Annotated in this window: 11 protein-coding genes and 1 tRNA gene; 11 read left to right on the forward strand and 1 reads right to left on the reverse strand. The window is 33.9% G+C overall.

What is annotated here, in order from left to right; genetic code table 11:
* Window positions 1-50: 50 nt before the first annotated feature.
* The 4 genes from MQX03_RS01150 (at window position 51) to MQX03_RS01165 (ending at window position 5,461) form a co-directional block, all read left to right on the forward strand.
* On the forward strand, window positions 51-3,014 hold the full coding sequence (locus MQX03_RS01150) for a tetratricopeptide repeat protein (RefSeq protein WP_242800751.1): 2,964 nt from the start codon (window positions 51-53) through the stop codon (window positions 3,012-3,014).
* An 8-nt stretch (window positions 3,015-3,022) separates the two neighbouring features.
* On the forward strand, window positions 3,023-3,508 hold the full coding sequence (locus tag MQX03_RS01155; RefSeq protein WP_242800753.1) for a hypothetical protein: 486 nt from the start codon (window positions 3,023-3,025) through the stop codon (window positions 3,506-3,508).
* A 32-nt stretch (window positions 3,509-3,540) separates the two neighbouring features.
* Window positions 3,541-5,310, forward strand: a complete 1,770-nt coding sequence (locus MQX03_RS01160) for a porin family protein (protein WP_242800755.1) — start codon at window positions 3,541-3,543, stop codon at window positions 5,308-5,310.
* A gap of 77 nt (window positions 5,311-5,387) precedes the next feature.
* Window positions 5,388-5,461 (forward strand) — tRNA-Arg (locus tag MQX03_RS01165).
* A 482-nt stretch (window positions 5,462-5,943) separates the two neighbouring features.
* Here MQX03_RS01165 and MQX03_RS01170 read toward each other — a convergent pair.
* Window positions 5,944-7,422: an aminotransferase-like domain-containing protein gene (locus MQX03_RS01170; protein WP_242800757.1), complete on the reverse strand. Its 1,479-nt coding sequence runs from the start codon at window positions 7,420-7,422 to the stop codon at window positions 5,944-5,946.
* Window positions 7,423-7,487: 65 nt separating this feature from the next.
* On the opposite strand from MQX03_RS01170, the gene MQX03_RS01175 reads away from it, so the two are divergent.
* From MQX03_RS01175 to MQX03_RS01205, 7 genes are all read left to right on the forward strand, one after another.
* Window positions 7,488-8,111, forward strand: coding sequence for a hypothetical protein (locus MQX03_RS01175; protein WP_242800759.1), 624 nt, complete (start codon window positions 7,488-7,490; stop codon window positions 8,109-8,111).
* On the forward strand, window positions 8,047-9,213 hold the full coding sequence (locus MQX03_RS01180; protein WP_242800761.1) for an aminotransferase class I/II-fold pyridoxal phosphate-dependent enzyme: 1,167 nt from the start codon (window positions 8,047-8,049) through the stop codon (window positions 9,211-9,213). The genes MQX03_RS01175 and MQX03_RS01180 overlap by 65 nt, the downstream gene beginning before the upstream one ends.
* Before the next feature lie 19 nt (window positions 9,214-9,232).
* Complete coding sequence (bioD, locus tag MQX03_RS01185; protein ID WP_242800763.1) at window positions 9,233-9,844, forward strand: dethiobiotin synthase; 612 nt, start codon at window positions 9,233-9,235, stop codon at window positions 9,842-9,844.
* Window positions 9,844-10,857 carry a biotin synthase BioB gene (bioB, locus tag MQX03_RS01190; protein ID WP_242800765.1) on the forward strand — a complete coding sequence of 338 codons (1,014 nt, stop codon included), beginning with the start codon at window positions 9,844-9,846 and terminating at the stop codon, window positions 10,855-10,857. Before bioD ends, bioB begins: the two co-directional genes overlap by 1 nt.
* A gap of 17 nt (window positions 10,858-10,874) precedes the next feature.
* Window positions 10,875-12,140, forward strand: a complete 1,266-nt coding sequence (gene bioA / locus MQX03_RS01195) for an adenosylmethionine--8-amino-7-oxononanoate transaminase (RefSeq protein WP_242800767.1) — start codon at window positions 10,875-10,877, stop codon at window positions 12,138-12,140.
* 254 nt (window positions 12,141-12,394) lie between these two features.
* Window positions 12,395-12,835: a hypothetical protein gene (locus MQX03_RS01200; protein WP_242800768.1), complete on the forward strand. Its 441-nt coding sequence runs from the start codon at window positions 12,395-12,397 to the stop codon at window positions 12,833-12,835.
* A 768-nt stretch (window positions 12,836-13,603) separates the two neighbouring features.
* Complete coding sequence (locus tag MQX03_RS01205) at window positions 13,604-13,795, forward strand: cold-shock protein (protein WP_129536735.1); 192 nt, start codon at window positions 13,604-13,606, stop codon at window positions 13,793-13,795.
* The last annotated feature ends 5 nt before the right edge of the window (window positions 13,796-13,800 follow it).

The following is a 13,800-nucleotide window of genomic DNA, read 5'->3' on the forward strand; positions in this document are numbered from 1 at the left end:
AATATTTGGTCTCATTTTTGAAGGCCTTTCCATTTTAAAATTTGATGTTAATGAAATCAAAAAAAATACTTTTAGCGGCTGCTGTTTTCTATTTCGGGGTTTCCGAAGCTCAACAGTCTCAATACTTTACCCAAAAGGAAAACTATAGGTTTAATCTTGCTCAGAATCTTTATCAGACCAAAATATACAACGCTTCTCAATACGAATATGCACGTCAATATTTCTACAATCAGAATCTGGAGCAATCGAGAAAAGAAGCTGCCCAGTTTTTTGATAACGTGATAGGAGTGATTCTTCAGAAAAATCATGCGGAAGAAGGATTGACGGCTTTTATGAAAGAATATCCGAATTCTGCATATTTTGCTCAGGCAAATTTACCTTTGGCGGATTATTATTTGGCTAAAAAAGATTTTAAGGAAGCTTTAAAAACTTTAAAAAAGGTTAATCAATACCAACTGACCAAAGAAGAAAATACCCAGTATATTTTGAAATTGGGGTACGCTAAATTTATGATGGGCGATTCTAAAGGGGCAATTGATGCACTGGAAGAAGCTCACAAAACGGCTGATGAATCTCAGAAAGGTGATATTGCCTACATGTTGGGCCATTTGTATTATTCAAATAAGCAGAATGATCAGGCATTTCAGTATTTTGATTCCATAAAAGATCAGCCTAAATTCTCAAAACTGGTGCGTCCGTATTATGTGCAGATGCATTACAACGATAAAGATTACGATAAAGCGATTTCAGAAGGAAATGTTTTGCTGAATGAAGATATTTCTGCGTCTTACAAAGCGGAGGTTCATAAAATCATCGGTGAATCTTATTTCATGAAGAATGATTATGAATCAGCTTATCCACATTTAAAAGATTATCTGAGCGTTCAGCAAAATCCTTCAGAAAATGATCTGTATGAAATGGGATTTGTGGCGGCTCAGCTTAAAAAATATGATGAAGCGGTTTCTTATTACAACCAATTGATTAACAGTAATTCGGCTTTGGCTCAGAATGCATATTATCAGTTAGGAAATGCGTATTTGGCGGTTGATAAAAAGCAGGAAGCACTTTCGGCGTTCCGTTCGTCTTATCAGATGGATTATGATGCGAGTGTAAAACAGCTGGCTCACGAACAGTATGCAAAATTGGGTTACGATATCGGAAACCCGTTTGAAAGCCCGACAACTGTGATTCAAAATTACATTACGGCAAATCCAAGCGGTGCTAAGAATGCAGAAATGAGATCGCTTTTGGTGAAATCTTATCTGTATTCCGGAAACTTTAAAGAGACTTTAAATGCAATCGATAAATTGCCAAACTCAACTCCCGAAACCGATAAAGTAGATCAGGAAGTTTCTTATTTATTGGGAACAGAGGAATTCAATAAAGGTAATTTCGATGAAGCGGAAAGATATTTCTTGAGAAGTTTAGAATTTAATATCAACAAAGAATTCAACAGCAGAGCTTTGTATTGGCTAGGACAGGTGTATTATCAGAAAGGAAATTATCCTTCTGCGATTGCCCGTTACGAAAAACTAACCAACGAAACCTTCCCTGAAAAACAGCAGTTGCCTTACGATTTGGGATATGCTTATTTTAAATCTAAAAAATTCGATCAGGCGGAAGTGTATTTTACACAATATTTAAAAAATCCAAAACCTGAATTTAAAAATGATGCTGAGCTTCGTTTAGCGGATATTAATTATGCCAACAACGACTTGGATCAGGCGATTGCGATTTACGATAAAAACGAGGATGCTACCGATTATACTTTATACCAAAAAGCTTTGGCTTTAGGATTTAAAAATGATAACGTTGCAAAAATCACCAACTTAAAATCATTAATTTCAAAATATCCCGGATCTGAATATATTGATGATGCACAATATGAAATTGGTGTTGCTTACGCAGCTCAGGATGATTTTACCAACTCTAATGATTTCTTTGGAAAAGTGATTAAATCTTCTTCCGATAAAGACTTGGTCGCAAATGCTTCCATTTACAGAGCGCAGAATTATATTGACCAGAATCAAAATGACAAAGCACTTTCTGAATTAAAATCTCTTGGAGAGCAATATAAAAATACGGCTTACGCACAGAAAATTGTTCAGGCTGCTAAACCTATTTTCACCAAAAACGGTGATGTTTCAGGATATGCTGATTTTGCAAGAAATATAGGAGTTAATATCGACGCTTCTGAAATCGACGAAATCAATTTATCAACAGGTAAGCAGTTTTTCACGAAGAAAGATTATAAAAATGCAATTTCTTATTACGAGAAATATTTAACGCAAAATCCAACCGGAGAAGGTCTTTATCAGGCTAAATATGAGTTGGGTGAAAGTTATTACCAGACGAATAATCCTACAAAAGCATTATTGGTTTTACAGGAAATTGCCAATATTCAGAATGATTATCAGGACGACGCAGCAACGAGAGTTTCTCAAATTTATATTGCCCAAGGAAATTCTGCTGAAGCTAAAAAGTATTTAGAAAACATTAAAAATTCATCTAACATCAACGTTAAAAATTATGCTAATGTTGAATTGATGAAGATGTATGCGGAAGAAAAGAATTTTTCTGAAGCTGAAAAATTAGCGAATGCTGTTATTGCCAACAATAAAAACTCAGCAGCAGTTATTGAAACAGCGAAAGTAATCAAGGCGAGAAGTCTGATGAACTCAGGGAAAGATAAAGATGCTCAAACAGCTTATACTTCGCTTGAAAAATCTTCAAACACAGAAGTTGCGGCAGAAGCTCTTTACGTAAAAGCATTCTATCAGAACAAAGGAAAAGCATTCAAATCTTCTAATGAAACCATCTTTAAATTGGCTAACAATTATGCATCAGAAGATTATTGGGGAGCAAAAGCATTGGTTTTGATGGCGAAAAATTATATTGGTCTGAAAGATAATTATCAAGCGAGTTATACTTGCGATCAGATCATTTCAAACTATGCAGATTTCCCGGAAATTGTGGCAGAAGCGAAGGAAGTTAAAAAGCAGATTAAAAAGTAAGTTAAATAATGAAGTTTAAAGTTTTGATATATTCTTTACTCTCATCTGCTTCACTTTGTAGCTGTATACCTTCATACAGTGTTGCGAAAGAATACAGAAACGTGAAACCTAATTTTCCAAAGCAGAACGTTTTTGTAGTGAATAAAGATTTAAAAAAAGAATATGAAATTTTAAAGCATTCAAATATCTACGAAATCGTTGAAGACAGTACAAACGTTGCAAAACTTGAATTGCTACCAATGAAAACTTACACTCCATCATGCGGAAATGCTATGATTGGTAGTATGATAACATTCGGACTTTTGCCTTCAGGTTTTCCGTACAGCATTTCGTATGATTATAATTTGACAGAACATAATATCAAGAAAAATCATCAGTACAAATTAGAAGTTTATCAAAGCCTTTGGCTGTTTAATATATTCAGACTGGGCAAAACTTATAACAAACAAGCCGGGAAAGCTTTATTGGGTAATCATCTTACCTTAAATAAATGATCCCCGTTTTATATTTCTCAAACAAAGAAAGTATGAACAAGAAAATTCAAATATTATCTATATTATTCCTAGGAATTTCGTCGGTGGCGTTTTCTCAGATAAAAGAGGAAAAACTGATTCTTAATAAAAAAAGAGAACCGGAAGTAAAGAAAATTGAGAAGAAGAAAACCTCAGTAGAAATCATAAAAAATTATCCGCCGGAAGAGAAGTCTGCCAATCCTGTGAAATACAATATTACAGATGTTCCTGCGGTTTCAGATTTTAAAACTTCTACCATTCAGGGGGAAGATGTTGCCCCAAAATTTGACGGAACGGCTCAGGATAACTATTTCCAGTTTGGAATGGGGAATTACGGAAAGATTTTAGCGGACGCTAATATTTCTAAAACTCTTGAGAATAAAATTGAAGTGGGAGCGGACGTTCATGTGCTTTCTACCAACGGTTTGAAGAAAGTTTACGATTGGGATTCTAATCAGAGTTCGGCAACTTTGGGAGCTTTCTTAAATTCTTATGGGGAAAAAGGAAAAATCAATGTGAATGCTGAATACGGTTTAGATAATTACAACTATTACGGAATTTATGCATTGACACCTTCCGCAGATGTAGATTTGAAGCAGAAAGTGAATCAGTTTAAGGTGAATGGTTATTATGATTTTTATTCAAATGAAATTTTAAATGATGTAAGAGTAAAATCTTCATTCTTAAGCGATCATTTTGATGCAAAAGAAAATCAGGCTTCCATCTTAGCTAACCTTTCGAAACACGCTGTTGAATTAGGGAAAAGCGGAGTTGTTTTGAATGCTGATTTAGGCTTAGGTTTAGAAACGGTAAAAACAGATTTTGCTTTATTAAATAAAAACTCGTCAACATTCTTCAATGCAGATATTGCTCCGAAAGTAACGTTTGCAAAAGGTGAATCTTATTTGATGTTGGGTTCTTCATTTTCATTTTTAAATGCGAGAAATTCAAATTTAATCTTGGCTGAAGAATTAAAAAACAATAAAACATATTGGTTTCCGCAAGCTGAGTTTCAGGTAGCAGCTGCTAAAGAATTTAAATTCTATGGTGGAGTTGACGGTGGTTTGAAACTGAATACGTACAGCGAATTATTGCAGACAAACCCGTTCTTGGTTTCGGACCAAATGTTGAGACCAACGGAGACTCAATATCATTTTTATGCGGGTTTAAGAGGTGATATCGACGAAACTTTTAAATACGATGTTTCTGCAGGATTCGGAAAAATGAGAAACATTATGTTCTTCCAGGGAAATAATTTGTTTGACAATACATTTACTTTAGACCGTCCGGGTTACGATTTTGCTAATACATTTTCTGCAGTTTACGATGACGGAAATGTAAGCGATATCAAAGGAAGTTTGCAATATTTCCCGCTTGAAAACCTAATTGTTGATGCTGATGTTAGATTTTTAAAGTATGATTTAAAGAATTATGACAATATTTACAACGTTCCTTTAGTTACAGGAAGCATCGGTGCAAAATATACAATGTTCGAGAAAAAACTGTCATTAGGTTTCAAAGGAATTTTTGCGACAGACAGAACTACAAACTCGTATATGCTTGAAGGCGTGGGAAGTCCGTCGTTGATTTTCCAATCTACAGAAGATACGAATGATAAAGTTGGGGGCTATGCAGATTTAAACTTGTCTGCAGAGTATAAAATTCACAAAAATTTCAGTATTTTCGCACTCGGAAACAATCTTCTAAGCTCAAAATACCAAACGTACAAAGGCTATAAAGTTCTTGGTGCGCAGGTTGTGGGAGGTGTGAAGATTACATTCTAAAATAATTATTGATAAATGATAATTGATGCATGATTGTCATATCACTTATAAATTATCATTTATCAATAATAAAAAACGGCTTCGTAGTTCAACTGGATAGAATATTGGATTTCGGCTCCAAGGGTTGGGGGTTCGAATCCCTTCGAAGTCACAGATTTTTAAAGCACTTTTAGGAGTGCTTTTTTTTGTTTTATAAGAGGTTGTTAATTAGTAAGATAGAAGATAATCAGAATTGATTTGGGTTGTTCGAAAAACAGTTTCATCAAATTCGAGTTTTTGAGTAAAAATCGAACACATTCAAGTTTTGTTCTGATATCGGTATTTTTGCGAGTCAGCTTTTGATTATTATTTTTATAATTTTTTTCATTTTAAAAAGACTTAGATTCTGGATTTTATTTCCGATAAAGAATTCACGGCTTCTTTTAGCTAATTGCTCGAGAAGGTTTTTAATTTTTTGTAATTGATTTTCCTAAAGTAAGTATTGTTCAATATAAGAGTTTTCTTGAGTGCTTACTTGTTGACAATCTCTCAAAGAGGTAGTTAAAACTGATTGCCCAAAATCACCTAAAAGCTAATAACTCTATCATAGAAGATTGAAACTTTTAAAACAATGGATAATTTAAATAAATGATTTTATAGAATTTTCACGTTTTTAGATAAAATATCAATGCTTTTCTCCATTTCTTCCATACTTAAATTTCCAAAGCCTAATCGCATTGCAGTAAGATTTTTATTTTGGTAAAGTAATGTTTTAGGAATAAAAAGATTGTCTTTAGTACACTGGTAACTGAGTTGCATCAGATTCACAGGAGTTTTCCATCTCATCCAGACTGCCAAACCTCCTGAAGGTTTTTTAAAATCAAGATATTCACCTAACCGTTGTCCCAAAAGCGTGGTGAAATAATCTCTGCGTTCCTTATATATTTTCAGAGATTTTTTTAGGTATCTGTTGATTTCGCCTTCTGCTATCATTTCACCCAAAACATATTCCATAAGAACATCACCCTGACGATCTATAATCCCTAAGTACTTTCGCATTTCGTTCATCAAATTTTCAGGGACAACGATAAATCCGGTTCTGAATCCTGGTACCAAAGATTTGCCGAAAGATCCGATATAAATGACCATTCCATTGGTGTCGGCACTCGCTAAAGGAAGAATAGGGCTTTTGTCGTAATTGAAATCATAGTCATAATCATCTTCAAGGATGATGAAGCCGTACTCTTGGGAAAGTTTCAGTAATTCTAATCTTCGTTGTGCGCTTAACGTTACCGTGGTAGGATAGTGGTGATGCGGTGTAAGATAAAGCATTCTGATTTTCTGTTTCTTGCATATTTTTCTTACTTCTTCCACATCTATCCCTTCATCGTCAATCGGTATTGTCTGAATATTAACTTTAGATTTCTGAAAAATCATATTCACTGAAAAATAGCTTAATTCACCAACCAAAACAGTATCTCCAGCTGAAAGTAAAATTTCAGAAACAATATAAATACTCATTTCTGTGCTTCTTGTAATGAGTAGATTGTTTTTTGAAATGGGTAAACCTCTTGATATATTTAAATAATGTGAAAGATTTTTCTTAAAAAACTCGCTGCCGTCGTTATTGTAATGGCCTACCTTATGTGCTTTTCGCTTCAGTGTGGAACTGTAAATTCTTGAATGATGATCTATCTGCGTAAGTCGGACATCAGGAGTGCCGTCATCAAAAACAAATTCGCAATCTGAATGCTCAAAAGGATTGTCAAGAATATTTGATGTTTTAAAGGTGAAACCGGTAGATTTTGGATAATTTAAGAGTTGTTTCTTTTCAAAACTTAAAATATTTACGGGTTTTTCGTTCTCTTTTCCGATAACAAATGTTCCTTTATTGGGTAGGCTTTCAACCCAACCCTGAGAAAATAATTCATCATAAACTGCTACAATCGTATTTCTGTGAACTTTTAAATTGATACTTAAAACCCGGGTTCCGGGAAGCTTGGTTCCGAATGGAAGAACACCTCTTTGAATAGCATTGATTAATTGAGTTGAAATCTGCATGTAGATAGAAACATCAGAACTTCTATCTATTTTGATAAAACTCTCATAAGGAAATTCAACCGGACTACTCATAATGTGAAAACTGGCACTAATGAACCATCCGGCAATATACTACTTTTGAACCAAATCAAAAATAAATGGAATTTTACGAACTTCTTGAGAAAATAGTGCTGGATTATCACACCCATGCAAAATGGCTTAATACACTTTCTTTCATGGAAAATGCAGGAGCCAGAAAAATTTCTGCCTGTGAGCATCCTACTAAAGTAAACTTGCTTCAGCTGAAGCATGCATGTGAAGAACATCGCCATGCATATTATCTCAAAAAACAAATTGCAAAAATAGATTCAGAATCTTGCAAAACTTATGAAAATGAAGAGCTTTTAGCGCCTATCGCAACACGTCAGTATCTTCATTCTTTGGATATTAAAGCCTGCAAATATCTTTACAACAATTTTAATCTTACAAAAGATGAATTGAAATACGCAGCGTATCTTTTTGTAACCTATGCCATTGAAGTTCGTGCCGATGAATTGTATCCTGTTTATCAGGATATTCTTACCAAAACATCTTCAAAAATTATGGTGAAATCTATTATTCTCGAAGAAGAAGGTCATTTGGAAGAAATGATTAATCAATTGGATGAATTTTCTGGAAATTGGAAATCACACGCTGAAAATATTTTAAAAATCGAACATGAACTTCATGATCAATGGATCGATGCCATCATTGAGGAAGTTGGCAAGTTTAATTATGCTTAAAAATTTTCATTATTTTCAAGAAGCTCTTGACAAAAGAGAGGAAGAGGGAACTTTGAGGGTGTTAAAACCACAATCAGTAGGAATAGATTTTTATTCTAATGATTATTTAGGATTTGCACAAAACAAAGAATTCCAAAATTTATTAGTGCAGCAGGTTATGGATAATCCTCATCTGTTATCGGGAAGTACAGGTTCAAGGCTAATCAGCGGAAATAGTTCTGAAGTGGTTAAGACAGAAAAATTGATTGCAAAAGAACATCAGTATTCTGACGCACTCCTTTTTTCTTCGGGATACAATGCTAACCTGGCATTATTCTCAACGCTTCCGACTCGGCATGACACGATTATAATTGATGAGAAAATTCATCGTTCTGTGCATGATGCCTGCAAAATGTCTCATGCGAAGAAAATAAAGTTCAGTCATAATCATGTTGGAGATCTGGAGCGTATTTTAAAAAAACAAAACGGAAAATCGTACATCGCCATAGAAAGCCTTTATTCTATGGATGGAGACTTTGCGCCGATTCAGGAAATTGCTGAAGTTGCTGAGAAATACGATGCGTACTTAATTGTTGATGAAGCACATTCTTTTGGAGTTTTTGGGAATGGTTTAGTTGATGAATTTCAACTTCAGAAGAAAGTATTAGCCACTGTTATCACTTATGGGAAAGCATTAGGCTCACACGGAGCAGCGATTCTATGTAATGATGTGGTTAAATCTTATCTCGTCAATTTTGCATCTCCATTCATTTATTCAACCTCGGCTCAGGATATCCAATGGAGAAGTATAAAAATAGGGTATGAATTTTTGAAAGAGAAAGAGAATGAAAGAATCAAATTACAGCGAAATATTGAATTTTTTCGTCAACAGAATTTGAAAATGCTTTCTTCTGCAAAAAGTCCGATTCAGGCAATCTTAATTCCTGATCATGACCGACTGAATAAGGCGAAGCAAGTTTTATCGGATGAAGGATTTTTAACCTACGCTGTTTTTAGTCCGGCGGTAAAACATGGGGCCGAACGCCTCCGGATTTGTCTTCACAGTTTTAATACTGAGGAGGAAATCATTGGATTGACTAAAATTATTAAAGAATTTATTTAAATAAAAACAGAAGGTACTTATGAAATTATTCGTAACTGGAATAGGAACGGAAGTGGGGAAAACTGTTTGCTCTGCAATTTTAGTTCAATATTTTAAAGCTGATTACTGGAAACCAATACAGTCGGGAGATCTGCATTTTTCAGACAGTATGAAAATTAGAGATTGGGTAAGTGAAAGTATCGTTATTCATCCGGAAACATATCGTTTAAAGCTTGCAGCATCGCCTCACCAATCGGCTGCAGAAGAAGGAATCTCAATTAATATCAAAGATTTTAAACTTCCTGAAACTCAAAATAATTTAATCGTAGAAGGAGCGGGAGGTCTTATGGTTCCGTTATCAGATAGCGAATTTATGATTGATTTAATTGAAAAATTAGATATTCCGGTTGCGCTTGTAGTGAGAAATTATTTAGGCTGTATTAATCACAGTTTATTGTCGATCATGGCTTTAAACCAAAGAAAAATCAATCTGAAATATTTGATTCTTAATGGAGATTTCCCAATAGATACAGAACGGATTATCAGAAAAAATATTCAACCGGAAACGGAAATTATCAGAATTCCAAACATCGAAAATTTAACAAAAGAAAACATAGAAAGTGTTACAAAACAATTAACAAAAATAGGATAATGAATAGAACAAAATTGAGAAATAACTGGACAAAAGAAGAAATAGAAGAAATTTACAATTTACCATTACTCGAACTTATTTATAAGGCAGCCACCGTTCATCGTGAATGGCATAATCCCGAAGAAGTTCAGATGTCGACATTACTTTCAATAAAAACGGGTGGTTGTACAGAAGACTGTTCCTATTGCGGACAGGCGGCTCGCTATCATACCAATATCAAAGTTCAGGCTTTGCTTCCAACAGAAAAAGTTATAGAGCACGCCCAAAAAGCAAAAGACAGCGGCTCATCACGTTTCTGTATGGCTGCAGCATGGAGAGAGGTGAGAAATAACCGTGATTTTGACCGTGTGATTGATATGGTAAAAGGGGTAAATGAACTCGGACTTGAAGTTTGCTGTACCCTTGGAATGCTGACCGAAGAACAGGCAATCCGCCTTCAGGAAGCAGGTTTGTACGCCTATAATCACAATCTGGATACTTCGGAACAATATTATGAAGAAATTATTTCTACGAGAACTTTTGACAATAGGATTAATACGATAAACAATGTCAGAAAAGCAGGAATTACCGTTTGTTCAGGAGGAATTATTGGTTTGGGGGAAACGCATACAGACAGAGTTTCCATGCTGCTCACCTTAGCAACCATGCCTAAACACCCGGAATCTGTTCCTATTAATGCATTGGCAAGAGTAGCCGGAACTCCGCTTGAAAACAATGAAAAAACGGATACGTGGGAAATGGTAAGGATGATTGCTACCGCAAGAATTGTAATGCCTTCATCAATGGTTCGTCTGAGTGCAGGAAGAATTGAAATGACAGAATTTGAGCAGGGTTGGTGTTTTATGGCCGGAGCAAATTCAATTTTTACCGGAGAAAGAGAAACTTTATTGGTGACGCCCAACCCTGGAGTTTCAGAAGATATACAAATGCTGCAGACTTTAGGATTAAAACCGATGAAAAGACAAGCAGAAAAAGTGATGGATCACTTTGAAACCTGGAAAACTAACGCCTAGTCTAATTCCTGAAAATTATGAATTTACAAGAACGCGACAGAGCTGTCAATTGGCATCCTTACACCCAAATGAAAACTGCGGATGATATCATTCCCATTATTAAAGGAAGGGGAGTTTATCTTTTTGACGATAGAGGTAATAAATATATTGATGCCGTTTCTTCATGGTGGGTGACCCTGCATGGTCATGCGCATCCGTATATTGCAAAGAGGGTTTCGGAACAGTTGAATACCTTGGAACAGGTTATTTTTGCTGGTTTTACGCATGAACCGGCCATACAGCTCTCTGAGAATTTATTAAAACTTTTACCCATCAATCAGAATAAAGTTTTTTATTCTGATAATGGTTCAACAGCGGTGGAAGTTGCTTTGAAAATGTGTATTCAACACGCCTATAATCAGGGAAAAGAAAAGACGAAGATTTTAGCTTTTAAAAATGCTTATCATGGTGATACTTTCGGGGCAATGTCTGTGAGCGGAAGAAGTGTATGGACAAAACCTTTCGGTGAAATGCTCTTTGAAGTTATTTTCATTGATACTCCTAATTCTGGGAATTTGGAAAATTTAAAAAAACAAATCCGAAATCATGCGAATGAAATTGCATATTTTATTTATGAGCCACTTATTCAAGGTGCAGCGGGAATGTTGATGTATGATGCTGAAGATTTAGATGAATTAATGAAATTCTGCCGGGAGCAGGAAATTTTAATGATTCAGGATGAAGTTTTTACAGGTTTTGGACGAACAGGAAAGCTTTTTGCCGCCAATCATCTCTCGGAAAAACCGGATGTCATGTGCTTTTCAAAAGGTTTAACTGGTGGGACTATGCCAATGGGAATTACGACTTGTTCGAACGAGATTTACAATGCTTTTTTGTCAGATGAAAAATATATGGCATTATTTCATGGACATTCTTTCACTGCAAATCCGTTAGCTTGCACCGCGGCTTTGGCAAGTATGGAGTTGTTATTAAATGATGAAACTCAAGAAAATATTCTGAGAATTTCAGAACAGCATTATAAATTTTCAAAAATATTAAAACAACATCCACACGTTGAAAATGTCCGACAGACAGGAACTATTTTGGCCTGGGAAATTAAAAATGATCAAGAAACCTCATATTTTAATGAGATTGGAAAAAAACTTTATGATGACTTTCTATCACGGGGAATCATTATGCGTCCATTAGGAAATGTAATGTATCTGGTGCCACCTTATTGCATTTCTGCAAAAGAATTGAATTTTATTTATGAAAATATTTTAGAAGTATTGAATTACGTTTAAAAATTTTTCATTCTTTGTGATATATTGAGCTTTACATTAAAGGATATTACAACGGAAAAGTTTATTGTTAAGTGGCGTATAGCGTATTTAACAAGCGTAATCGTAAAAATTTATGAATATTTACGTCATAATTGAATATTATTTAAAAATATACTTTAAATTAACTTAAAACATTTTATCTTTGAAATTGTAAATAAGAATACATTCTTTACATTCTGTCATCAAAAAAGATTATAAATATTATTCAAAGAAAAATGAGAGTTTCTAATGATAGCATCGTGAAAATTACGGCATACAGTCTTTTAATTTTAACAATAGTAATGCTGCTTTGTTTAGTAGTAATCAATCAAAGTATTTTAGAGAGCTTATTTTTTGCTGCAATTACTTTACTGATCGTGATATTAACAAAAATAAGGATTGTTACTTATGAATTTTCAGGTGGATGTGTAACCATTCGAAAGATACATCCATTTACCTTCAAAAGGTTTATTTCTCCGGCGGTCGAATTTCCGCAAAATTATATCTGTGATTATAGTGTTAACCATAATGTCGTTTCAGGGTCTTTAGTATTAAAAATAAATTCTAAAAGAAATAAAAAATATGCGGTGAAAATTAAGCTTTTCGGATTCACCTATGCTCAGCGACAAAAAATATCATCTTCATTGGTTTCTATTGTATCTCAAAATAATTTTTAATTATCCTCACAAATTAGAAAGTTATTCGTAAGCGAAAGGCTTTTCTAAAAATTGACACCCAAATCATCATTATATTAAGAAATCTCCATAGTTTTATGTTAAACTGGAGATTTTTTTTTGGAATTCAATCAATTTTTTAATCTAAATTTTTCACCTTGGTTTGCTGTTTTATCTACCAAGACTATATCTGATTGTGCCAACTTTTATTCGTCCATATTGAAAAAGGTAAGGAGCTGATTTAGTGATAATTTGTATAGAAAGAACGTATATCACATAACGTAAAGCCGTTTATAAGCTGTAATTTTTTGTCTATCGTAGTTTTTTAATGATTATTTCAGTTACTAAGGAAGGCTAGATATTTTATGCAGCTTTAAAATTTGAAGTAATGAAAAACAGTTTATGAATTTTAATCTTTTTTACATCTGTGTTGACATAATTTTTATATAATTATTTAGTTATAACCAATGAACTTTGTAAATAATTTACATTTTATTAGTTTATGTCATATATATATACTATATTTGTAAAATAATAAGGCAGTAGTTTATACTAAAAGGTGATTTTAAATATATTCCCAAAATATAACAGCCGCTCAATTTTGTCATTAATATTTTAGGTGCTCTACCTTTTAAGAAGTTCGATTTTCACTCTTAAATTCTATTCATCCATATTTTTTTCTCAAAAGTTATTATCGTTTTGGTTTAGACCAAGGCACAGGGATAATTGATCCTATAAAACAGAATACAATAATTTTTAATACATAATACAATGCAACAAGGAACAGTAAAATTCTTTAACGAAACTAAAGGATTTGGTTTTATTACTCCATCTACAGGTGGTCAAGACGTTTTCGTACATACTTCAGGTTTGGTAGATAACATTCGTGAAAATGATGTCGTAACATTCGATTTACAAAATGGAAACAAAGGTGTTAATGCAGTTAACGTTAAAATAGCGTAACTCCA

It is taken from the genome of Chryseobacterium aahli, assembly GCF_022699665.1.
GTDB classification, from domain to species: domain Bacteria; phylum Bacteroidota; class Bacteroidia; order Flavobacteriales; family Weeksellaceae; genus Chryseobacterium; species Chryseobacterium aahli.